At 71.6% G+C, this 22,145-nt stretch carries 25 protein-coding genes; 14 read left to right on the top strand and 11 right to left on the bottom strand.

The features are described from left to right. Position 1 precedes the first annotated feature (1 nt). Both CRP55_RS53135 and CRP55_RS20750 read right to left on the bottom strand, forming a co-directional pair. On the bottom strand, positions 2-142 hold the full coding sequence (locus CRP55_RS53135; RefSeq protein ID WP_179855272.1) for a hypothetical protein: 141 nt from the start codon (positions 140-142) through the stop codon (positions 2-4). Between the two features lie 10 nt (positions 143-152). Beyond that, entirely contained in the window at positions 153-785 is a 633-nt protein-coding gene (locus tag CRP55_RS20750; RefSeq protein WP_097321763.1) for a DedA family protein, read from the bottom strand. Positions 786-970: 185 nt separating this feature from the next. On the opposite strand from CRP55_RS20750, the gene CRP55_RS20745 reads away from it, so the two are divergent. Continuing rightward, positions 971-1,510: a VOC family protein gene (locus CRP55_RS20745; protein ID WP_097321762.1), complete on the top strand. Its 540-nt coding sequence runs from the start codon at positions 971-973 to the stop codon at positions 1,508-1,510. Between the two features lie 9 nt (positions 1,511-1,519). Here CRP55_RS20745 and CRP55_RS20740 read toward each other — a convergent pair whose 3' ends face one another. After that, positions 1,520-2,380 (bottom strand): LLM class flavin-dependent oxidoreductase, encoded by an 861-nt coding sequence (locus tag CRP55_RS20740; RefSeq protein ID WP_097321761.1) that lies wholly within the window; start codon positions 2,378-2,380, stop codon positions 1,520-1,522. Beyond that, the gene (locus CRP55_RS20735) at positions 2,377-3,258 is read right to left on the bottom strand and encodes an ornithine cyclodeaminase family protein (protein ID WP_097321760.1); all 882 of its coding nucleotides are present in this window, start codon (positions 3,256-3,258) and stop codon (positions 2,377-2,379) included. Before CRP55_RS20735 ends, CRP55_RS20740 begins: the two co-directional genes overlap by 4 nt. 40 nt (positions 3,259-3,298) lie before the next feature. Here CRP55_RS20735 and CRP55_RS20730 point away from each other — a divergent pair, with 40 nt between their 5' ends. From CRP55_RS20730 to CRP55_RS20690, 9 genes are all read left to right on the top strand, one after another. Beyond that, the gene (locus CRP55_RS20730) at positions 3,299-3,964 is read left to right on the top strand and encodes a GntR family transcriptional regulator (RefSeq protein ID WP_097321759.1); all 666 of its coding nucleotides are present in this window, start codon (positions 3,299-3,301) and stop codon (positions 3,962-3,964) included. Continuing rightward, a complete protein-coding gene (locus CRP55_RS20725; RefSeq protein WP_097321758.1) occupies positions 3,961-5,112 on the top strand; it encodes an NAD(P)/FAD-dependent oxidoreductase in 1,152 nt (383 codons plus the stop codon). The genes CRP55_RS20730 and CRP55_RS20725 overlap by 4 nt, the downstream gene beginning before the upstream one ends. Positions 5,113-5,125: 13 nt before the next feature. Then, positions 5,126-5,434: a (2Fe-2S)-binding protein gene (locus CRP55_RS20720; protein ID WP_097321757.1), complete on the top strand. Its 309-nt coding sequence runs from the start codon at positions 5,126-5,128 to the stop codon at positions 5,432-5,434. Continuing rightward, a complete protein-coding gene (locus tag CRP55_RS20715) occupies positions 5,427-6,818 on the top strand; it encodes an FAD/NAD(P)-dependent oxidoreductase (protein ID WP_097321756.1) in 1,392 nt (463 codons plus the stop codon). The genes CRP55_RS20720 and CRP55_RS20715 overlap by 8 nt, the downstream gene beginning before the upstream one ends. Further along, positions 6,815-7,726 (top strand): dihydrodipicolinate synthase family protein, encoded by a 912-nt coding sequence (locus CRP55_RS20710; protein WP_097321755.1) that lies wholly within the window; start codon positions 6,815-6,817, stop codon positions 7,724-7,726. Before CRP55_RS20715 ends, CRP55_RS20710 begins: the two co-directional genes overlap by 4 nt. A 1-nt stretch (position 7,727) precedes the next feature. Further along, positions 7,728-8,729, top strand: coding sequence for a proline racemase family protein (locus CRP55_RS20705; RefSeq protein ID WP_097321754.1), 1,002 nt, complete (start codon positions 7,728-7,730; stop codon positions 8,727-8,729). A 7-nt stretch (positions 8,730-8,736) separates the two neighbouring features. Next, positions 8,737-10,227 carry an aldehyde dehydrogenase (NADP(+)) gene (locus tag CRP55_RS20700; RefSeq protein WP_097321753.1) on the top strand — a complete coding sequence of 497 codons (1,491 nt, stop codon included), beginning with the start codon at positions 8,737-8,739 and terminating at the stop codon, positions 10,225-10,227. 96 nt (positions 10,228-10,323) lie between these two features. Further along, on the top strand, positions 10,324-11,487 hold the full coding sequence (locus CRP55_RS20695) for a cytochrome P450 family protein (protein WP_097321752.1): 1,164 nt from the start codon (positions 10,324-10,326) through the stop codon (positions 11,485-11,487). A 22-nt stretch (positions 11,488-11,509) separates the two neighbouring features. Next, on the top strand, positions 11,510-12,277 hold the full coding sequence (locus CRP55_RS20690) for a hypothetical protein (protein WP_143234771.1): 768 nt from the start codon (positions 11,510-11,512) through the stop codon (positions 12,275-12,277). On the opposite strand, the gene CRP55_RS20685 is transcribed toward CRP55_RS20690, so the two are convergent. Both CRP55_RS20685 and CRP55_RS20680 read right to left on the bottom strand, forming a co-directional pair. Then, positions 12,237-12,704 carry a nuclear transport factor 2 family protein gene (locus CRP55_RS20685; RefSeq protein ID WP_097321750.1) on the bottom strand — a complete coding sequence of 156 codons (468 nt, stop codon included), beginning with the start codon at positions 12,702-12,704 and terminating at the stop codon, positions 12,237-12,239. The two genes, CRP55_RS20690 and CRP55_RS20685, sit on opposite strands and share 41 nt — an antisense overlap. 97 nt (positions 12,705-12,801) lie before the next feature. Further along, entirely contained in the window at positions 12,802-14,043 is a 1,242-nt protein-coding gene (locus CRP55_RS20680) for an Nramp family divalent metal transporter (RefSeq protein WP_097321749.1), read from the bottom strand. Between the two features lie 142 nt (positions 14,044-14,185). Here CRP55_RS20680 and CRP55_RS20675 point away from each other — a divergent pair, with 142 nt between their 5' ends. Continuing rightward, a complete protein-coding gene (locus CRP55_RS20675; protein WP_097321748.1) occupies positions 14,186-15,217 on the top strand; it encodes a cupin domain-containing protein in 1,032 nt (343 codons plus the stop codon). A 55-nt stretch (positions 15,218-15,272) separates the two neighbouring features. Further along, entirely contained in the window at positions 15,273-15,740 is a 468-nt protein-coding gene (locus CRP55_RS20670; protein WP_179855271.1) for a cyclic nucleotide-binding domain-containing protein, read from the top strand. A gap of 6 nt (positions 15,741-15,746) precedes the next feature. Here the strand turns inward: CRP55_RS20670 and CRP55_RS20665 are convergent, their stop codons facing one another. Continuing rightward, a complete protein-coding gene (locus CRP55_RS20665) occupies positions 15,747-16,292 on the bottom strand; it encodes a TetR/AcrR family transcriptional regulator (RefSeq protein ID WP_179855270.1) in 546 nt (181 codons plus the stop codon). Positions 16,293-16,302: 10 nt separating this feature from the next. On the opposite strand from CRP55_RS20665, the gene CRP55_RS20660 reads away from it, so the two are divergent. Next, positions 16,303-16,914, top strand: coding sequence for an LLM class flavin-dependent oxidoreductase (locus tag CRP55_RS20660; protein WP_097321746.1), 612 nt, complete (start codon positions 16,303-16,305; stop codon positions 16,912-16,914). Here CRP55_RS20660 and CRP55_RS20655 read toward each other — a convergent pair. The 3 genes from CRP55_RS20655 to CRP55_RS20645 form a co-directional block, all read right to left on the bottom strand. Continuing rightward, positions 16,890-19,181 (bottom strand): hypothetical protein, encoded by a 2,292-nt coding sequence (locus CRP55_RS20655; RefSeq protein WP_097321745.1) that lies wholly within the window; start codon positions 19,179-19,181, stop codon positions 16,890-16,892. The two genes, CRP55_RS20660 and CRP55_RS20655, sit on opposite strands and share 25 nt — an antisense overlap. Positions 19,182-19,185: 4 nt before the next feature. Then, positions 19,186-20,061 (bottom strand): EamA family transporter, encoded by an 876-nt coding sequence (locus CRP55_RS20650; protein WP_097321744.1) that lies wholly within the window; start codon positions 20,059-20,061, stop codon positions 19,186-19,188. A gap of 67 nt (positions 20,062-20,128) precedes the next feature. Then, on the bottom strand, positions 20,129-20,704 hold the full coding sequence (locus tag CRP55_RS20645) for an NADPH-dependent F420 reductase (protein WP_097321838.1): 576 nt from the start codon (positions 20,702-20,704) through the stop codon (positions 20,129-20,131). A gap of 88 nt (positions 20,705-20,792) precedes the next feature. Between CRP55_RS20645 and CRP55_RS20640 the strand changes: the two genes are divergently transcribed. Continuing rightward, positions 20,793-21,272 carry a MarR family winged helix-turn-helix transcriptional regulator gene (locus tag CRP55_RS20640; RefSeq protein WP_097321743.1) on the top strand — a complete coding sequence of 160 codons (480 nt, stop codon included), beginning with the start codon at positions 20,793-20,795 and terminating at the stop codon, positions 21,270-21,272. On the opposite strand, the gene CRP55_RS20635 is transcribed toward CRP55_RS20640, so the two are convergent. Further along, the gene (locus CRP55_RS20635) at positions 21,269-22,120 is read right to left on the bottom strand and encodes an aldo/keto reductase (RefSeq protein ID WP_097321837.1); all 852 of its coding nucleotides are present in this window, start codon (positions 22,118-22,120) and stop codon (positions 21,269-21,271) included. The two genes, CRP55_RS20640 and CRP55_RS20635, sit on opposite strands and share 4 nt — an antisense overlap. Positions 22,121-22,145: the final 25 nt, after the last annotated feature.

Raw genomic sequence — 22,145 nt, 5'->3', positions numbered from 1 at the left:
CTCAGACCGCGCCCACCCCGACCGCGCCCATCCCGACCGCGCCCGCCCGGGTCGCGCCCACCCCGACAGCGCCCACCCCGACCGCGCCCACCCGGGTCGCGCCCGCCCGGGTCGCGCTCTTGCCGGCCGGCTTGCGCCTCAACCCGGCCCACTTACGCCTCGGGCCGGCCCGCTTCGACGAGCTGGCGCTCCGGCTCTCGGACGGCCTTCTTCCTCCTCGCCTGTCTCCTCTGCACGAACGCGCCCACTGCGGCCACGCTCATGCCGATGGCCAGGCCGAAGCCCGTGCCGAGCATCGGCGAGTCGGCGAAGGCGACACCACCCAGAAGACCCAAACCGATGATGTACGCCGCCCAGGCCGCACTCGCCAGGAACGAGAACAGCCGGAACCGGCCCGCCGGGAACGACATCGACCCGGACGTCAGCCCGCTGGCCGTCCGTCCGTACGGCAGAAAGCGACCGACCAGAATCGCCGTCCCGCCGTAGCGCCCGAGCGCCCGCTCCGCTCTCTGTTTCGCCGCGATCAGCTTGCGGCTCCTGACCCGGCGGCCTGCTCCGCGCCCCAGCGCATAAGCGATCCAGTCCCCTGCCATTCCTCCGGCCACCACCGCCACGGCCAGCGCGGCGAGGTTGGCCGAGCCGCTCGTCGACAGCGCGCTCAGGCTGATCACCACGGCTTCGGACGGCATGGCCGGGAAGAACCCGTCGATCGCCACGAGCACGAAGACGATGAGGTAGATCCAGGGCGACGAGATCAACGGCATCAGATGGTCCAGCAACGACATCCTCCCTCGATCTCTGCCTTCGACCGTACGGATGTCAGGAGCGCCGCTCGATGGTGCGAGCCCGCCGATCTTGGGTAGGGGCAGCACCACCACCTCTCGTAGTGTCACGGCCCTTCCGGGCCAATTGCTTACGGCAGGCTTGCCAGCGGCCGAAATCTGACCGCATCCCCTGCCAGCCTCACGGCATGACCACACCGATTCTGCTTGCGCCCAGCGCCGTCCCCGGCGGCGGCGCCGCGCTCAATCCCTTCGTGATCGTCGACGACGCCGCAGGCTTCATCGACTTCGTCTCCGAGGTCTTCGACGTTCCGGAGACCGCCGAGGCGAGAACCCCGATGCCCGACGGCAAGCTCATCCACGCCCAGCTCCGCCTGGGCACGGTCGACCTGATGGTCGCCGACCGCCTCGAAGGCTGGCCGCCCCGCCCGGCCCTGCTACAGGTCTGGGTCCACGACGCGGCCACAGTCCTGAAACGCGCCGCCGCCCAGGGCGCCACCACGGTCACCGAGCCGACCCCGTTCCACGGCGAGATCACCCTGGCCCGCATGCTCGACCGCTGGCAGAACCTGTGGTGGCTGTGGGCCCCGGCGCCCGGCCAGCCCGACCCGCTCCCCGCGTGGGAGAGCGACGCCCCCGACCCCCTCTTCACCACGATCGACGAGACCCTGCAGTCGTTGGCAGCCAACTCCCCACAGCCGCCCACCGACAGCCCGCACTACCCGTGACCCGCGGCTTCACAGGCCGTGGGCTTCGGCTATGAAGTCGAGGGCGTCGCGGGGCACGCCGAGGCCGTCGGGCCGGGGCCAGTGGATGCTGATCTCGTCGAAGCCGAGGGCGCGGAGGCGCCCGACCGTGTCCTCGTAGCGGTCCTTGCTCTCAAAAGGCCACCCCACAGTGACGGCGAACTGGGCGATGCGCGTCAGGGACTGCCCCTCGGCCAGCGCGCCGTCCAGCTGCCGGGCCTGTTTCTCGAGGGCGGCGAACCACTCCTCGGGACCCACGGCCGGGCCGTACGGGCCATACGTGATCCAGGACTGGCCGTAGCGGGCCGCGATCTTGAGGGAGCGCGGGCCGGTGCCGGCCACGGTGAACGGCATGCGCGGAGTCTGGACGCAGCCGGGGAGCTGGTGGGCGTCGACCGCCGAGTAGCGCTCGCCGTGAACCGTGGTGACCGGCTCGCGCAGCAGCGTGTCGAGCAGGTCTATCCACTCGGCGAAGCGGTCCATGCGCTCGCCGGGCGTGCGCGGCGGCTCGCCGAGGACCAGTGCGTCGGGCCCCTCGGCGCCGGCGCCCAGGCCGACGTCGATGCGGCCGCCGCTGAGCCGGTCGAGCGTCATGAGCTCCTTGGCGAACGGCACGGGATGTCGATAGTTCGGCGTGGCGACCTGACAGCCGAGGCGCACACGCGTGGTGGTCACCGCCGCGGCGGCCAGCAGCGGAACACAGCCGTACCACGGATTGTCGGCGAGCAAAGGCCAGGTCAGATGGTCGTACGTCCAGACGGTGTGCACGCCGAAGCGCTCGGCCTCGGACACCTCGGCGAGGAACGTGCTGGCCGGATGACGGTCGGGCAGCACCAGAGCGGACAGTCTCATGCGGCGGCCTCCACGACGGCGGTGGCGATCACAAGGTCCTCCCAGCCCATCCCCACAGTTTTGATGAACCGGGGCCGGGCGGGGACGGAATCCCGGACCAGGTCGGCATAGATGACCAGCGCCCCGGCGTCGATCGCACCGGCGTCGATGGCCTGGATGACGTCGCCGGCCTCGCGCAGGGCGGCCGCGCGCGACTCCACGAGCACGCCACCGCGGCTCACGGTCTCGTCGTCGGCCTCGCGGGCCTCAGGCTCGTGCGAGCCGACGGCGACCACCACGGCCTCCGGCGCGAGCAGCGCGCCGGGGAAGAGAGGCCGCCGGGCCGTGGTGCAGCAGACCACGATGTCAGCGTCAGCGACCGCTTCAGCACCGGCGGCGCTCGCGTCCAGGCTCTCGGCGAAAGCGGCCGCCTTCGCCGGGTCGCGGCCCACCACCCGTACCTCATCAATCGGTCTGATCGCTCGCAGCGCCTCGACGTGACCGCGGGCCTGAGGGCCCGTGCCGAAGACGACCAGCCGGTGAGCGCCGGGCGGGGTGACCAGGTCGACGCCGAGCGCCGAGACCGCGGGAGTGCGCAGAGCGGTGAGCGCCGCACCGTCGAGGACCGCGCGCGGGACGAGGGTCTCGGCGTCGAAAAGCACGTAGACGCCATGAATGCGGGGCAGGCCACGAGACGGGTTGCCGGGGGCGATGGTGACCAGCTTGACGCCGGCGGTCTTGCCATCGGCGGAGGGCATCACGAGGATCTCGCCGGTGCCGGTATTTATAGGTATGCGCGGGGGCTCCCGTTCGGGGTCGAGGCCGCCGGCCAGGGCACCGCGCAGGGCTGCGACAGCTCGGGGAAAGCCGAGCGAGTGCACCTGGTCCGCGTTGAACATGCGCTGTACTATGTCACATACCACTGAAGGAGGCAACAGCATGACGATCGGGCCGCTGCACACCGCGGGTAGCTATCGCCAGTCCGTTGAGGAGGCGGTTTCGGCCGCCATCGTCTCCGGAGAGTTCCCACCGGGCACGATGCTGACCGCTCCCACGCTGGCCGCGCGTTTCGACGTCTCCGCCACTCCCGTGCGGGAAGCGCTGTTGAACCTGGAGAAACGCGGCTTCGTGGAGATCGCGCGCAACAAGGGATTCCGGGTCACCGAGGTCAGTGAGCAGGAGCTCGAGCAGATCGTGCAGATTCGGCAGTGGCTCGAGGCGCCGGCGATGCGGCTGCTCGCGGGCAAGATCGAGGGTCAGGTGCTGACCGAGCTCCGCGCCCAGGCCGAAGACATCGTGACCAGCGCCGACGCCTCCGCTCTGCAGACCTATCTGGCCGCCGACACCGCCTTCCACCTCCATCTGCTCAGCCTGACCGGTAACGATCGGCTGGTCACACTGGTCGGCGATCTGCGGCAGCAGACCCGCCTGGTGGGTCTGGCCAACATGCTCGGCACGTCCGAGCTGGCTCGTTCCTCGGCCGAGCATCACACTCTGCTCGACCTGCTCGTGGCCGGTGAGGGTGCTGCCGCCGAGGGACTCATGCGAGTGCACATCGGCCATGTCACCGGCTGGTGGAGCGGCCGCCCCGAGGGTTCGCGATGAGGGTGATCGTCGTCGGCGCCGGCATCGTGGGCGCGGCGGTGGCACGCGAGCTGGCCGGTGCCGGCGTTGCCGTGACCGTTTTGGATCGCGCTGCCTCGGCGGGCGGCACGTCGGCCGCGGGCGAGGGCAATCTGCTGGTCTCCGACAAGGGCCCGGGCGACGAGCTCGTGCTGGCTCAGCGTTCGCTGACGCTCTGGGAAGCGATGAAAGACGAGGTCAAAGGTTTTCCCAGCATTGAGTACGAGGCCAAGGGCGGCCTGGTCGTCGCCACCACCGAGGCCGGCGCCGCGGGATTGCGGTCGTTCGCGTCCCGTCAGCGTGGCGCCGGGGTGATCGCCGAGGAGGTCGATCCGCACGAGCTCGAGCCCGAGCTGACCCGCGACTACACGGCGGCCGTCCACTACCCGCAGGACGCCCAGGTGCAGCCCGCGATCGCCACCGAGGCGCTGCTCGCCGAGGCCCGGCGGCGGGGCGCGGTCGTACGGCAAGGGGTCGAAGTCCTCTCCTCTCTTCTTTCCGGCGATCGGCTCGCCGGCGTGCGCACCACCGCCGGTGACCTGCATGCCGACCACGTCGTGGTCGCGGCCGGGCCGTGGTCGGGCGAGGTCGCCGCCCGCCTGGGTGTCGCGTTGCCGGTGCGGCCGCGGCGGGGCACGATCCTGGTCACCACCCGCATGCCGCAGCGCATCCGGCACAAGGTCTACGACGCCGACTACGTGGGCGCCGTCGGGTCGAGCGATGCCGCCCTGCAGACGTCCAGCGTGGTCGAGTCCACGGCGTCGGGCACGGTCCTGATCGGCTCGTCGCGCGAGCGGCGCGGCTTCGACGGCCGGATCGAGGCGCGGGTCCTGTCCGCGCTGGCCGCGAAGGCGATGGTGCTCTTTCCTTTCCTGGCCGACGTCGCGGTGATGAGGGCGTACGGGGGTTTCCGCCCCTACGTTCCCGACCATCTTCCCGTGATCGGGGCCGATCCCCGGCTCCCCGGCCTGTGGCACGCGACCGGGCACGAGGGCGCGGGCATCGTGCTGTCGGCGGCCACCGCCGAGCTGCTGGCCGATCTGCTGCTGGGGCGGGAGACGAAGGTGGCGGCTTCGCCGTTCTCCGTGGAAAGGCCGACTTTGGCCTCGCATCTGCTGAGTAGTGTGTGACATACTACTGAGCATGACGACCACCGGACCGGCCCGCATAGGCCCTGCCGACGACCCCGTTCAGCCGGGCGACGCGGCGGAGATCGTGGTTCTCGTCGACGATGTCCCGGTCGCCGGCCTGGCCGGCCAGACCATCGCCGGAGTGCTGATGGGAGCGGGCCGGCAGAGCTGGCGCACCACCGCCCGGCAGGGCCGTCCGCGGGGCGTCTTCTGCGGCATCGGGGTCTGCTTCGACTGCCTGGTCACCGTGAACGGCCTGCGCGACGTGCGGGCCTGCCAACGCCGCGCCGCTGATGGAGACGAGGTGAGCACCCATGACTGAGGTCCTGATCATCGGGGCCGGTCCGGCCGGCTTAGCCGCCGCCACGGCCGCCCGGCGGTCCGGCGCCCGGGTCGTCGTGCTCGACGCGGCCGAGGATGTCGGCGGCCAATACTGGCGTCATCTCCCGGCGCAGCGCCCGGCCGCCCGCGAGCAGGTGCTGCATCACGGCTGGAGCCGGTTCACCGCCCTGCGGAGGGAGCTGACCGGCGTCGAGATCGTGACGGGGGCACAGGTCTGGCTGGCCGAGCGCCACGACGACCGGCCACCCACGGTGCACGTCCTGGTCGGTCCCGCCGACGGCCGCGATCGCGAGCAGCGGACGTTCGAGCCCGATGCGCTGGTGCTGGCGACCGGAGCCTATGAGCGAACTCTGCCCTTCCCCGGCTGGGACCTTCCCGGTGTCTTCACCGCCGGCGCCGCCCAGGCTCTGGCCAAGGCCGAGCGGGTCGCGGTCGGCCGGCGCGTGCTCGTCGCCGGTGCCGGCCCGTTCCTGCTGCCGGTGGCGTCCAGCCTGATTCGCACGGGCGCTCGGGTGGTGCGCGTGCTCGAGGCCGGCGGATGGGGCCGGCTCGGCCGCGCCTGGACGGCGCGGCCCACCGAGCTTCTCGGCGCCTCGCACAAGGCCGGTGAGCTCGCCGGGTATGTGCGCGATCTGGCACGTCACCGCATCCCCTATCGCGTAGCGACCGGCGTGATCGCCGTGCACGGTCGCGACCGGGTCGAGGAGGTGACCGTCGCCCGCCTGGATGCGCAGTGGGCGCCGGTTCCCGGCACGTCCCAAAGGGTCGCGGTGGACGCGGTCTGCGTCAGTCACGGCTTCCTTCCGCGTGCGGAGCTGGCCGTTGCCGCCGGATGCGTGACCGGGCCCGAGGGCGCCGTGGCCGTGGACGGCGACTGCCGCACGAGTGTGCCCGGCGTCTTCGCGGCCGGCGAGATCACCGGCATCGGCGGCGCCGACCTGGCCCTGGCCGAGGGCACGCTCGCGGGCACGGCGGCCGCCGGCGCGGCTCCCACGCAGGCCCAGCGCCGCGCGGTGCTCACCCACCAGCGCTTCGCCGCCCGCCTCAGCGACGGGCACGGCATCCGCCCGGGCTGGACCGGGTGGGTGGCCGACGACACCCTGATCTGCCGCTGCGAGGAGGTGACCGCCGGCGAGCTGCGCGACATCGCCACGGCCACCGGGTCACGCGGGCTGCGGTCCCTGAAGCTGAGCACCCGTGCGGGGCTCGGCGTCTGCCAGGGCCGGGTCTGCGGGCGCAGCGTCGAAGAGCTTCTCGACCGTACGACCGGCGGCCTGCTCGACCCGGGCCGGACCGCCGCCCGCCCCCTGGCCGGCCTGGTTCGCCTCGGCGAGCTGGCACGCATGCAAGGAGACACCGAATGACCGAGACCCTGCGTGGCGTCATCGTCGCCACCGCCCTGCCCTACCGCGAGGACCCCTCCGCCCCGGCCGGCCTCGCCGTCGACTACGACAAGTTCGCCGAGCACTGCGACTGGCTGATCAGCAACGGCTGCCACGGCGTCGGCCCCAACGGCTCGCTCGGTGAGTACTCGTCGCTGACCGACGCCGAGCGGCGCAAGGTCGTCCAGGTGGCGGTCGAGGCCGTCGGCGGGCGGGGCGTGGTGGTCGCCGGCGTGCACGGCCCGGGCTGGCACCAGGCGAAGCACTGGGCCGAGCTGGCCGCCGAGGACGGCGCCGACGGCGTGCTCGCGCTGCCACCGACCATGTACCGGGCCAGCGCGTCGCAGGTGGTCGAGCACTACACGCACATCGCCGAGGCCGGGCTCCCGATGATGATCTACAACAACCCGTATGACACCAAGGTCGACCTGGTGCCCTCGCTGGTGGCCGAGATCGCGGAGATCCCGCAGGTGAAGGCGGTCAAGGAGTTCAGCGGCGACGTGCGGCGGCTCTTCGAGATCCGCGAGAAATGCGACATCGACGTGGTGGCCGGCGCCGACGACGTCCTGTTCGAGCTCATGGTGGACGGCGCGGTGGGCTGGTTCGCCGGCTTCCCCAACGTCTTCCCGGCCGAGTCGGTGCGCATCTACAACCTCATGCTCGACGGTCAGGTCGCCGAGGCCCGCGCGCTGTACGAGAAGCTCGTCGCGCTCTTCCGCTGGGACTCGCGCACCGAGTTCGTCCAGGCCATCAAGCTGAGCATGGACATCGTCGGACGCTACGGCGGCCCGTGCCGGCCGCCGCGCGGCGCGCTCATGCCGGAACACCGCGCCCAGATCGAGGCCGAGACCAAGCGGGCGGTCGAGGCCGTCGCGAGCCTGGCGGTCTGACATGCGCGCGTCCCGCATGTTCACCGCGGTCGACTCGCACACCGAGGGCATGCCGACGCGGGTCGTCACCGGCGGCGTCGGCACGATCCCCGGCGCCACGATGAACGAGCGCCGCCTGTACTTCATCGAGCACCTGGACGGCATCCGGGAGCTGCTGATGAACGAGCCGCGCGGGCACGCGGCGATGAGCGGCGCGATCCTGCAACCGCCGACCCGGCCGGACACGGACTTCGGCGTGGTCTACATCGAAGTGTCGGGCTGCCTGCCGATGTGCGGGCACGGCACCATCGGGGTGGCGACCGTGCTGGTCGAGACCGGCATGGTGCCGGTCACCGAGCCGATCACCACGATCCGGCTCGACACACCGGCCGGGCTGGTCGTGGCCAAGGTGCGGGTGAGCGACGGGCACGCGGACGCGGTCACACTCGAGAACGTTCCGGCCTACTGCGACCGGCTCGACGCGAGCATCGACGCTCCGGGCCTCGGCACGGTCCCGTACAGCCTCGCCTTCGGCGGCAACTTCTACGCGATGGTCGACCTGGAGGCGGTTGGGCTGCCGTTCGACCGGGCCCGGCAGCGCGACATCCTCGACGCCGGGCTGGCCATCATGGAGGCGATCAACCAGCAGGACCCGCCCAAGCACCCGACGATCGCCGGTGTCGACCACTGCCACCACGTCGAGTTCATCGCGCCGGGCTCCAGCGCCCAGCTGTCCCGGCACGCGATGGCCATCCACCCGGGCTGGTTCGACCGTTCGCCCTGCGGCACGGGCACGTCGGCCCGGATGGCCGAGTTGTGGGCGCGCGGCGAGCTGGCGCTCGACCAGGACTTCGTCAACGAGTCGTTCATCGGCAGCCGCTTCACCGGCCGGCTGATCGGCGAGACGACCGTCGGCGGGCGGCCCGCTGTCCTGCCGACCATCACCGGACGTGCTTGGGTGACGGGTATAGGCCAGTACATGCTCGATCCGTCCGATCCCTATCCCACCGGCTTCGCGTTCTGAGGTTCCCATGACTGACGTAATCGGCGCCGCCGCCGCGGCCGACTTCGGCGCCTTCCCACCGCACGAACGGGCGCGGGCCCTGGTCGCCGTCGCGGACGCGCTCGACGCCGCGGCCGACGAGCTGATCCCCGTGGCCCAGGCCGAGACGGGCCTGGCCGAGGGCCGGCTGCGCGGCGAGCTCAAGCGGACCACCGTGCAGCTCCGGCTCTTCGCCTCGGTCGCGGCCGCGGGCGAGTTCCTCGATGTGCGCATCGACGACGCCGACCCCGACTTCGTGCTGGGGCCGCGGCCCGACCTGCGGCGCTACCGGGTGCCACTCGGGCCGGTGCTGAACTTCGCGGCGAGTAACTTCCCGTTCGCGTTCTCGGTGCTGGGCGGCGACACGGCCTCGGCCCTGGCGGCGGGATGCCCGGTGGTGGTCAAGGCCCACCCCGGTCATCCGAAGCTCTCCGACCGCACGGCCGAGATCGCCCGCGCCGCGATCGCCTCGACCGGGCTGCCGGCCGACGCCCTGACCGTGATCCACGGCCAGGAGGAGGGCGTCGCCGCGCTGCGCGACCCGCGGATCACGGCGGCGGCCTTCACCGGCTCGGTGGCCGGGGGACGCGCGCTCGCCCGCATCGCCGCCGAGCGCGAACATCCCATCCCGTTCTACGGCGAGCTGGGCAGCATCAACCCGGTCGTGGTGACGCCCGCCGCCCTCGCCGAGCGGGCCGACCAGATCGCCGCCGGCTTCGCCACCAGCGTCACCAGCTCCGCCGGCCAGCTCTGCACCAAGCCGGGCCTGCTCTTCGTGCCTACCGCCGAGCCCGCGTCCGCTCACGCGGCCGGATCTTCGGTCGGCGCCGGCGGATTCGCGGGTCTCGCGGCCGGCGCCTTCGAGGCGGCGGGGCCGCATCGGCTGCTGCATCCCGGCATTGCCGAGGGCTACGCGCGGCGGCGCGACGAGGTGCTGGGCACCTCCGGTGTCACTGTGGTCGTGGCCGGCGAGGTCGCCGACCTCGATGCCTCGCCGACGCTGGTGGAGACCGACCTGGCGACGCTGATCGAGCATCGGGACACTCTGCTGGACGAGGCGTTCGGGCCGTTGTCGGTGGTGGTCCGCTACGAACCCGGTGAGGCGCTCGCCGCCGAGCTGGCCGGGCTGGTCGAGGGATCCCTGGCGGCCGGGGTGCACACCGGTGAGGGCGAGGACTCGCCGTGGCTGCGCGATCTCGTCGCCCTCCTGAGTGACCGGTCCGGGCGGCTCCTGTTCAACGGGTGGCCCACCGGCGTGGCGGTCACTCCCGCCCAGCAGCACGGTGGCCCGTGGCCGGCCACCACCAACCCGACGACCACGTCGGTCGGCACGGCCGCGATCGACCGCTTCCTGCGCCCGGTCACCTATCAGGACTGCCCGCCGGAGCTGCTTCCCGAGCCGCTGCGCGACGACAACCCCTGGGGCGTTCCGCAGCATCGGTCCCGCGCCGGAGAGTCGGCCCACTGGGGCGAGATCTGACATCGGCCCGGTCCGATCGCATGCCGCGATCGGGCCGGGCGCCGGGGCCGAGCCGGTAATCTCATTCACGGCCATCGATGGCATGGAGGAGAGCCCATGACACAGGACGCTCAGCTCGATCTCACCGACCCGGCGTTCCACGCCGACCCTCATCCGTTCTACGCCCGGTTGCGCAGCGAGGACCCGGTTCATCGGGTCCAGCTGCCCGGCGGCGCCGAGGCCTGGCTGGTCACCCGGTACGAGGACGCCAAACATGCGCTGAGCGACCCCCGGCTCTCCAAGCAGTACCCGGTGATCGGCCTTCCCGCGGTCAGCCGCCACATGCTCGCCGCCGACCCGCCCGACCACACGCGCCTGCGCCGGCTGGTCTCCGCGGCCTTCACCGCCCGCCGCGTCGAGGAGCTGCGCCCGCGAATCGAAGAGATCACCGCCGGCCTCCTGGACGACATGGCCGCCGGGGGCGGCGAGGTCGACCTGATCGACGCGTTCGCGTTTCCGTTGCCCATCCAAGTCATCTGTGAGCTGCTCGGGGTGCCGGCCGGGGATCGTGATGCCTTTCGGGAGTGGACGACCGTCATCGTCAGCGGGCCGCAACCCGGGGTCGACCATTCCGGTGCCGTGATGGCGTTGATCGCTTACATCCAGGAGTTGCTGGCCCGGCGGCGGCATCAGGGTGGCGACGACCTCTTGGCGGCGTTGCTGGAGGTCCGCGAGGAAGGCGACCGGCTCAGCGAGGACGAGCTGACCTCGATGGTGTTTCTGCTGCTCATCGCCGGGCACGAGACCACCGTCAACCTGATCGGGAACGGGGCCTGGCTGCTGCTCAGCGAGCGGCAGCGGTGGGAGCGGGTCGTGGCCGAGCCGGGGCTGTTGCCGGCGGCGGTCGAGGAGATGTTGCGGTTCGAGGCGCCGGTCGAGACGGCCACCTTTCGGGTTGCCGCCACCGATCTGACCATCGGGGACCAGCGCATCTCGGCCGGGGAAGAAGTGGTGATCGGGCTGTTGGCGGCCAACCGCGACGAGCGCTTCCCGGCACCGGACGAGATGGTGCTCGATCGCGACAACAATCCGCATCTGGCCTTCGGGCACGGGATCCACTACTGCCTGGGGGCGCCGCTGGCCCGGCTGGAAGGGCAGATCGCCTTCGCGCGACTGATCGAGCGGTTCCCGGGCCTTCGCCTGGCGCCGCCGGCCCGTCCGGAGTGGCGGCCGGGACTGCTTCTGCGCGGGTTGAGGAGGCTGCCTGTGCTGTTGTCTTGAAACGCGGTTCCACAATCGGGGCATGCGGTGGTGGGGTCGGGCGGAATGCCCGGTACGCGAAGTGGAGCGGGACTGGATCGAGACGTCGCTGGACTGGATGATCGGCGAGTTCGGACGGGAGCGGCTGCTCGGCACGGTCGTGCTGCCCACTGACGAGTTCTTCCCGGGCGTCTACCGGGGAAGCCGGGACGACGTTCGGTCGGTGTTCCGGAGGGTCTGCCGGCACATGGGTGTCGACCCGGCGCGCATCGACCTCGAACACGACGCCGACGACGAGGACGACGGGTTGGCCTCGTACGTGCCACTGACCCGGCGGTGGAACGTGGCGGCCGGGCATCATCGCGTCCGGAACGGGCGATCGGTCATCGGCATCCGCGACGACAAGGCGGCCGAGCCCATGGCCCTGGTCGCCACCATCGCCCACGAGCTGGGCCACGCCATCCTGCTCAACGACGAGCGCGGCGCGGGCGGAAACGGTGGCGCGGGCGGAAGTGGGGGACTTCGGATCGATCCGGAGCGGGAGGACCATGAACCGCTCACCGATCTGCTCACGGTGTTCTTCGGGATGGGGATCTTTGCTGCCAATGCCGCCTTTGAATTCAACCGGCATGAGGCGGGGTACCGGACTTCGCGGCTGGGGTATCTGACGGAGCCGATGTACGGATATGCGCTGGCTCGCTATGCCTGGCTGCGCGGAGAACCGGATCCGATGTGGGCTCGGTGCCTCGACACCAATCCGCGGGTCTATCTCAAGCGGGGGCTTCGGTATCTGGGGCGGAACCCGGTCTGACACCGCGGGCCAAGGCGGCCAGTGTGTCGTGGTCGATGCGGTGAGTCAGGGCGTCGGCGTGGCGGTGCAGGAGGAGCCAGCGGTCGTCCGCCCGGCGGAAGACCAAGGTCACCCGCAGGGACCAGTCCTGGTCCAGGCCGCCTATGCGGCCGTGCTGGCGTTCGATCAGGACCAGGACGGCCAGGTCGGCTGAATGGTGGGCGGCCACGACCTCCAGTTCCACCTCGCCGCCCTGGAACCACGCCGCGATGCCCGCCACGGCCTCGTCGGTCACGGTGGCGCCGTGGTCGACGTCGCCTCCGTACGGGGACATCAAGGTGTAATCGCCGGCGTGCGGCAGCAGGTCGAAATAGCCGCGTGCGTCGCCCTCGATCAGGCAGCGCGCCGCCGCGTCCACCCGGTCGAGCAACGGAGAAAGGTCAGTCATCGGGCCATGGTGACGGCCGGGACGGCGAGTCGCCGCCGGGTAGACGACAACGGACGGCGGCAGGCGGGCGGGGGGCGGCAGTGCGACCCGCGGAGGGTCACGTGAACAAGGTGGCCAGCAGGCCTATGTTGAGGAGGATCACCAAAGTGCTGGCTAAGCACGCCGCGGCTGTGGTGAGCGGGCGGTTGACCAGGGAGCCCATCAAGTCGCGGCGGCGGGTCACCAGTACCAGAGCGATCAACGCGAACGGCACGCCGAACGACAGGACCGCCTGGCTCGCCACCAGAGCGGTGGTCAGGGGCAGGCCCAGGGTCAGCACGGCCAGCGACGGGACCATGGTGATCAACCTGCGGGCGTACACGGGAATCTCTCTGCCTATGAACCCGGCCATGACCACCTGTCCGGCGTACGTGCCGACGCTGGCCGAGGCCACGCCCGACGTCAGCAGGGAGCCCGCGAAGATGACGGCCGCGCCCGCGCCCAGCGTTATGCCGATCAGGTCGTGTGCGGTCTGGATCGAACTGTCGGCTCCCTGGTGTGTGCTGTAGAGCTCGGCCGCCAGCACCAGCATCGCGATGTTCACCAGGGCGGCCAGGCCCAGGCCGGCCAGGCAGTCGATGCGCAGGAACTTCAGCAGGTAGCGGCGGCCGGCGCCGCTCGTCGCCGTCACCCGGTGCTCCGTGAGCGCGGAATGCAGGTACACCGCGTGCGGCATCACCGTCGCGCCGACCAGGCCCGCCGCCAGCAGCAACGCCGTGTCGCCGGACAGGCTCGGTGTCAGGCCCGAACCCAACTCGGGCCAGGCGATTCGGTTCAGCTTTATTGTGGTGTACGCGAAACCGGCCGCCGTCAAAAGCAGGAGGATCGCCACCCCGGCCTCGAAACGGCGGACGCCCCGCTCGCGCAAATTCAGCAGCAGCAGCGACGCGACGCCGATCACCAATCCGGCCAGCGGAAGCGGCACCCCGAACAGCAGATGCAGGCCGAGGGCCGCCCCCACGAACTCGGCGATGTCCGTGAAGACCGCCACGATCTCCGACTGCACCCACATCACGATGTTCATCCGGCGGGACAGGACCTCGCCGCACACCTCCGGCAGGCTTCGGCCCGTGGCCAGGCCCAGCTTGGCCGACAGATATTGCACCAACATCGCGATCACGCTGGCCAGCACCACCACCCAGATCAGCGCGTATCCGGTCTCGGCGCCGGCCTGGGTGTTGGCCGCGACGTTGCCCGGATCCACGTACGCGATGGCCGCCACCAGGGCCGGCCCCATCAGCGCCAGCCGGCCCCGGACCCGCCCACGGGCCCGGACTTCGACGAGGGAACCCACACTCATGCCCGGCCAAGATCCCCGGCACGGGGGTGGCTTAGTCGGTGCCGCTCGTCACCTGAGACGCACGACTCGATTCCGCTTCGTCACTTCGGCGGCCCGGGTACCGGTGCGGCCAATCCCGTACGGCCGAAATTGGAGAATTGCCATGTCGAGCCACGTCATGTCGTTGCGTGAGCAGAAGCCGACCACCGAGTTCAAGGGCGGCTCGGTGCAGAGCCTCAGTGCGGACGAGTTCCCCCTGCTGTCCCGGCTCTCCATCCGGCGCCTGGTGTTGCAACCGGGCCAGATCCGCGAGCCGCACTGGCACACCAACGCCAACGAGCTGAACTACTGCCTGCGCGGCGCCGCCCTCATCACGGTCTTCGACAACGGCAGCCAGTACCACCGGTTCACGATCCGCGAAGGGCAGATGTTCTACGTCCCGTCGGGCGCGCTGCACACCATCGAGGTGATCGGCGACGAGACGGCAGAGTTCATCGCCACCCTCACCCACGAGCGCCCCGAGGAGTTCGGCCTGTCCGGCTCGCTGGCCGTGATGTCCGACGCCGTCATCGGCAACACGTTCGACCTGCCCGCCACCGCCGTCGGCAAGCGCAACCACGAGGTGCGCGACGGCGCCATCCAGGAGGCGGCCCGCCGGCCCGAGCCGACCCGGGACGACCAGCGGCTCGACCCGTTCAAGTTCGACGTCGAAGCCATGTCGGCCCCGGTCGCCTCGGCCGAGGGCTGGGCCAAGACCGCCCGCAAGCAGTTCTGGCCGGTGCTCGACAACGTCGCCATGTACTCGCTGAAGATCGCCGACAGCGGCATGCGGGAACCGCACTGGCACCCGGAGACGGCCGAGATGGGCTACATCGCCAAGGGCACGGGCCGGATGACCATCCTCAGCCCGGACGGCACGTGGGACACCTTCGAGCTGCACGAGGGCGACGTCTACTTCATCCCGCGCTCGTACCCGCACCACATCGAGGACATCGGCGAGGGCGACATCCACTTCCTGATCTTCTTCGACCAGCCGATGCCCCGCGACATCGGATATCGCGCGGCTCTGAGCGCCCTGCGGCCGGAGACGGTCGCGGCCGCCTTCGACGTCGCGCCCGAGGACCTGCCGGCGCTGCCCTTCACCCCGGCCGACCCGCTGATCGTCGGCCGCGTCAACCAGGTCGACCGGGTGTGACAGGGCGGTCCTTTCGGCCCTACTGAGGGCCCGCCCGCCGGACGAGTCTGTGGACATGACCACACTGTCCGTCTTCGATCTGCTCGCCCTGCACGACTTCGTGACCGACATGCCGGTGCACTGGATGCACCGGCTGTCGTGGGCGGGCCGCCCGGTCTACCGGGCCGCGGGCCACCGGCTCTGCCGCGAGGACGGCCCGGCCGACCGCTTCTGGCTGGTCCACTCCGGAACCGTCGCGATCGACCTGTTCGTCCCCGGCCGCGGCGACGTCACCATCGAGCGCCTCGGCCCGGGCTCCGTGGTCGGCTGGTCGTGGCTGCTGCCACCGTGCCGCTGGCGCTTCGGCGCCGTGGTCGCCGAGGACATGAGGGCGGTCGAGCTGGACGCCGTACGAGTCCACAAGCTCATGTCCGAAGACCCCGGCCTGGCCCGCGACCTCAGCCGGCGCTTCCTGGCCGTGACCGGCGACCGCCTCGCCGCCGCCCGTCACCGCCTGGTCGAGCTCTACGCCGTGGCCCCGTAACCGCGCCTACGCCGCAATGCCGTAGTCACCCAGCCCTCGCTCCAGCAGCGCAAACGCCTTCTCCCCCTTGGCCGCCACGTCGGAAGCGAGGTCACCGGCCGCCGCACCAGATGAGGAGCCGCCGGAAAGGGCGGCACCGCCCAGAAGGCGCGCGCGGACGTGCTGCACCAAAGAACGCTGCACGGCGACCAGCGAATGCGCGACGACGCGGGCCTGGAGCGGGTCGCCCGGCAGCCGGGCGGCCAAGGCGTCGGCCGTACCTATATAGGAAAGCTCCTCACGCGCCCGCAGCGCTGGACTGTCCGCGATGACCCGGTTGACCGTCCGCAGCCGGTCGCGAGCGCGAGGATCGTCGGCGGCCTGACCCAGCAGGCCGCCCGAACCCAGGAGCAGCCGGCGGAACGCGGCCAAGGCGCTCTCGCCGGCGGGCCGCGCCGCCACCGCATCGACCAGGTCGAGGCCGTAGCGGTCGAGGCGCTCGAAGAACAGGTCCTCCTTCGACGCGAAGTAGTTGAACACCGTCGCCTCGGACACCCCGGCTGCCAAGGCCACCTGCGCCACCGTGACCGTGGCGCTGAAAGACCTGGGCCGCGCCGCCGACGACTGCGGCCTGCACACGCTCTGGGTGGCCGATCACCTCATCCAGGCCGACCTTGCCGCGAAGGCCACGGATCCGATGCTCGAGGCGTACTCGATCCTCTGTTTTCTCTCCGCCGTGACCTCGCGCGTCCGGCTCGGGGCGATGGTCAGCCCGGTGACCTTCCGGGCGCCGGCCCTGCTGATCAAGACCGTCACCACGCTCGACGTGCTCTCGGGTGGGCGCGCCTGGCTCGGTCTCGGCGCCGGCTACCAGGCGGACGAGGCGGCGGCGATCGGGCTGCCGCTGCCGCCGGCCGGCGAGCGCTTCCGACTGCTCGAGGAGACGCTGCGGCTGGCCTGCGCCGTCTGGAACGGTGACAGCCCGCTCTCCCACCCGGCGCCCGTCTCCCGGCCGCCAATTCTGATCGGCGGCGCCGGCGAGCAGCGGACGCTGCGGCTGATGGCGGCTTTCGCCGCGCGGTGCGCCACCTTGCGGTCGTACGGGATGGACCACGTCGTCGTCATCACGCGCGGGCGCCCGGTGACGCCCCGCGATGTCGAGCTTGTGGCTCAGGCGCCGGGCCTGATCTCGTAGACCGTGGCCGCGCCGTCCTGGAAGCGGATGTCGGCGAGCCGGGCCAGCGCCGGCGAGACCGGCCCGGCCCGGTTGTCGGCGAAGAGCCACCTGACGCCGTGCTCGTCGCGCAGCCGGCGGATGTCGGCCGCGTCGCCGCGGGCGAAGGCGCGCTGGTTCAGCTCGTAGACCTCCGGGTCGGGCGCGGGCTGGAAGTAGTACGCGAGCCCGTTCTTCCCGTGCGCGGCCACCGCCGAGTCCGAGTAGCCCCAGCTTTCGATCAGCATGCGGCGCCCGCTGAGGCCGGCCACCCAGAAGGCGCGGGCGTTGCATTTCTCGGCGTTGAGCGGGACGCAGTGCACGTTCGTGGCGACCAGGTCGTCCTGGCCGGAGTGCTCGCCGAGCCAGAGCGCGGCCCGCATCTCGCCCGCGGTCACCGCCACCGCCGGCCGCGCCTTCGGCCCCGGATCATTCAAGCTGGCCAGCTGATAGCTCACCCCGCCGGCCACACCGGCCCCGACGACCGCGGCGATCAGCGCCGCCGGCATCGCCACCAAAGCCCTTTTACGCCAGATCGCCACCGCGATCGCGGCCGCCACCACCCCGGCCACCGCCGTAATCAGGAACGGCTCGGCCAGCGCCTTGCCCCACCCCGCGAAGTTGTTCCGGGCCGGCCCCTGGATCTGCGGCACCACCACGGCCCAGGCCGCGGCGGCCAGCGCCGCCCCCACCACTGCCGCCCGGAAGCGGTCGGCCCGTTCGGCCAGGGCGCAGACGGTCAGCATCGCCCCGAACGGCGCGGTGCCGGCGAAGAAGTAGATCTGGCTGGACGACGGGTGCCAGAAGACCCAGACCGCGCCGACACCGGCCAGCACGATCCCGCCGAGCAGCCACCAGGCGGCGTCGAACTCGCGCGGCCGCAGGACCAGGCCGAGCAGGCGCGGCGCCTGCGACACCACCCACCACAGCACGACGAAGGCGACGAAGAGCCGCCCGGCCGTCCCGGCGTGGGCGACACCGTCCGGCACCAGGCCACCGAGCTCGATGCCGTCGCCGGAGCCGATCGTCCGCTCGTACGGGGGCATCCGCCGCAGCGTGCTCAGCAACTGCAGTTGCAGGGTGCCCGCTCCCCCGCCGGCGAACAGCTTCAGACCGGCGACCATGCCGAACCCGGCCGCGGCCAGCAGCCCGGCGGCCGTCCACGGCACGCGCCGCTGCTTGACCAACAGCGCGATCCCGGCCAGCCCGGCACCGGCCACCAGCGGCGGCAGCGCGCTCGACTTCGACCCGGCGCAGGCCACGGCGAGCAGCGGCAGCGCCGCCCACATCCAGCGCAGCGGCCGCCCGCGCAGCGCCTCGACCGCGATCAGCGTGAAAAGGGCGATGAGCGGCACCACGTACGTCTGCGACGGGCTGATGATCATGACCGGCAGGCCGCTGCCGAACGGCATGACCGCGCCGTTCGCGAGCATGGCCCGGCCGGCGACGACCGCGGCCGCCGCGACCGGAGCGGCCCACCAGCGGCCGCTCACCGTGCGGGCCAGCGCCGCGAAGACGAAGGCGGCCGTGCCCACGATCGGCATGAACCAGAGTCGCAGATAGACGGTGACCGGCGAGATGCCGGTGAGCGCCGAGGCCGACGCCATGTCGGCGTCGGACAGGTAGTGGTACCGCAGCGTCTCGCCGTCCACCTGGGGCGCGTGGAACGGGATCGTGCGGGCCATCTCGTGCACCAGCGCGAGGTGGTAGTAGATGTCCTGGTAGATCTCGAACGTCGTCGGCGGCAGCGGGATCGTGCGGAGGTTCGTCACCCCGGCGAGCACGACCAGGAGCAGCACCACCGACATGCCCCACGACCAGGCCAGGGGTAGCGGGCGCGGCTCGTCGATCCGCCAGTGCCGGCGCAGCCCGGGCACGGCCACGAAGAGCAGCACGACCAGCCCCAGCCAGATCGGCAGCAGCAGTCCGGCGCCGGTCGCCGCGGTCAGCGCCCAGCCGATCAGCTGCACGACGAGCCCGGCCGCCGCGCCCAGTCCGAGATCCTCGGGCCAGTTGCCGCGGCTGCCGTACAGCGCGCGCAGCACCAGCGTGCCCGGCAGCACGACCGCGACCGCGAAACAGGCGGCGTAGACCGCGATCTGCGGGGCCGGCGTGTCGAGCCAGAGGAGCGCGCCGAAGGCCGCGGCCGCCGGGAGGATCCAGGGCAGCACCCGCCGCAGCACGGTCATGCGGGGCTTGTCCGCCGGGGCCGGGGACGCCCGGGGCGGGTCCTGCAACAGCGTGGTCATGGGGCTACACCTGAGGGCTCGAGTCTGTGCGCCGGCTGTGCGCCGACGGCGCATCGTAACCGCCACGCACAAGAGCGAATCCCGCCAGGCTGACCAGCGTCAATGCCACGATCGGGAGCGGGCCGAGCCGCTGGCCCAGAATCAGCAGACCGGCCACCGCGGCGCCCGCCGGTTGCAGGCTCATCAACACCCCGAAGATCCGCGTCGGCAGCCTTCTCAAGGCGATCATTTCGAGTGTGTACGGGATGACGCCCGCCAACAGAGCGACAATGACAGCCCCGCCGAGCAGCCGAGATTCACCGAACGCCCGAACCGCGCCGCCGAAGCCGAACGGCAGCACCAGCAGAGCCGCCACCGCGAACGACACCGCCAGCCCGCCCACTCCGGATCCCGCCCCGCCGAGCCGCGCGCTGAAGACGATGTAGCCGGCCCCGCACACGCCCGCCGCGAGCGCGAGCAGCAACCCCGCCGCCGGCACGTCGGCGCCGGCCCGCAACCCGAGCAGCGCGACTCCCCCGGCAGCGGTCAGCGCCCACAGCAGGTCGCTCACCCGGCGAGTCTGCACCAGCGCCAGCACGAGCGGCCCGGCGAACGACGCCGTCACCACGATCCCCTGCGGTGCGATCCGCAACGCCAGGTAGGACAGCATTGTCAGCCCGGCCGCGAACACGCCGAGCAGCACCGCGGCCCGCCACGCCGCGCTCGTCCACGTCCACACCGGCGGCCGCACGACGACGGCGAAGACGAGCGCCGCGAAGCCCATCCGCCAGGTGAGCACCCCGGCCGGCCCCAGGTCGCCGAAGAGGGTGCGGGCGACGGCCGACCCGGACTGCGCCGACGCGACCGACATGACCACGAGCAGCCCGGGCGCCGATCTCATGTCGCCGACGGTAGGTCCATCCGCTTGCGGGGTGGCACGACGGCGTACCACCCCGGGGGTGGAGCCGTCAGGCGACGACCGCGAATCCGCCCGTCCAGGAGACCTTCTCGGCGGCGGCCAGGCCGATCTGCAGGAAGCCGAGGGACTCGAGCTCGCGGGCCCGCTTGAGGGCGCCGGCGTCGACGGCGCGCAGGCCGGCCGCGGTGACCACGCCGGCCAGCAGGGCCTTGGCGTCGGCGTCGTCGCCGGCGATGAGGACGGTGGTCGGCTCGGTGCCGTTGGTGCCGGCGACGAGCGTACCGGCGAAATTGGTGTTGAAGGCCTTGACCACGCGCGCCGTGGGCAGGGCGGAGGCGATGCCGGCGGCGGCCGAGCTGTCGGCCGGGACGACCAGGTCGTCGAAGGTGGCGAAGTCGACCGGGTTGGTGATGTCGACGACGACCTTGCCCGCGAGCTGGCCGGCGCGCTCGGCGATGATGCCGGCGACGGCCGCGTGGGGCACGGCCAGCACGACGATCTCGCCGGTGACCGGTTTGGCCACGTCGGAGCTGGTGAAGGTCTCGACGGTGTTGCCGCCCTTGGTGACCAGGTTCGCGATCGCCGCACCCATGTTGCCGGTGCCGATGATGCTGACGTGTGCCATCTGGACCATCTCCCTCATTGGTTGTTGCTACAACTATCGCATCGGGCCGAGGTTGTAGCAACAACTAATGGCGTGGAATGATGTGGTCATGGACACACGATGGCTGACCCCCGACGAGCTGAACGCCTGGGTCCGCCTGGCCGCCGTGCTCGAGCTGCTGCCCGGGGTGCTGGAGAGTCAGCTACGCCGCGACGCCGACCTCGGCCACTTCGAGTACTACGTGCTCGCGATGCTCTCCGAGGCAGATCAGAAGACGCTGCGGATGACGGCGCTGGCCCAGATGACCAACGCCACCCTCCCCCGGCTCTCCCACGTCGTGCAGCGTTTGGAGACGCGCGGATTCGTCGAACGTTTTCCCTGCCCCGAGGATCGGCGGGCCACCAACGCCCGGCTCACCGACGCCGGCTGGGAGAAGGTGAAGGACAGCGCGCCGGGTCACGTCGCCACCGCTCGGGAGTACGTCATCGACGCCCTCACCCCGGAGCAGATCACCCAGCTCAGCGAAATCACCGGCGCGATCCTCACCCGCCTCGACCCGGGCGGCCACTTCGCCGCCCGGCGCACCTAGACAAGGGCCTCGTACTCCTCGTCGGTCAGCTCGATGTCGGCCGCGGCGCAGTTCTCCACGAGGTGCGCCACCGACGAGGTGCCCGGGATCGGCACCATCACCGGCGAGCGGCGCAGCAGCCAGGCCAGCGCCAGCTGACCGGTCGTCTTGCCGGGGTGGGCCGCCGCGACCTTGTCCAGCGGACCGCCCGGCCGGGCCAGCGCGCCCGCGTCGACCGGCGCCCACGGGATGAACGCGATGCCCTGCTCGGTGCAGTAGTCGAGCAGCTCCTCGGCCCGGCGGTCGCCCAGGTTGTAGCGGTTCTGCACCGAGGCGACCGGCACGCCGAACTCCTGCGCCTGCTTCACGTCGTCGACCGTCACCTCGGACAGGCCGACCTGCTTGGCCAGGCCCTCGTCGAGGAACCAGCGGAGCACCTCGAACTGCTCCTCGCGTGGGGTGTTCGGGTCGATGCGGTGCAGCTGCCACAGGTCGATCTGCTCGACGCCGAGACGCCGCAGGGACAGCTGCATGCACTGCCGCAGATATTCGGCGCGGCCCAGGGCGACCCACACGCCGGGACCGGTCCGCGCGAAGCCGCCTTTCGTCGCGACGGCCACATCCCCATAGCCCTTGCCGTCGTGCAGGGCCTCGCGGATCAGGTTCTCCGAGACCTCCGGGCCGTACGAGTCGGCGGTGTCGATGAAGGTGACACCGAGCTCCGCCGAGCGGCGCAACACCCGTACCGCCTCGTCGTGGTCGGCCGGCGGGCCCCAGATGCCCGGGCCGGTGATCCGCATGGCCCCGTACCCGAGCCGGTGGACCCGCTTGCCGCCCAGCTCGATCGTGCCGCTAGCCGCGACGCTCATGTTGCACTCCTCCACGTCGATCAAC

Source organism: Paractinoplanes atraurantiacus, assembly GCF_900215205.1.
Classification (GTDB): Bacteria; Actinomycetota; Actinomycetes; order Mycobacteriales; family Micromonosporaceae; genus Actinoplanes; species Actinoplanes atraurantiacus.
Note: the sequence above shows the minus strand (reverse complement) of the source record. Positions and strands in the feature narration are given on the sequence as shown.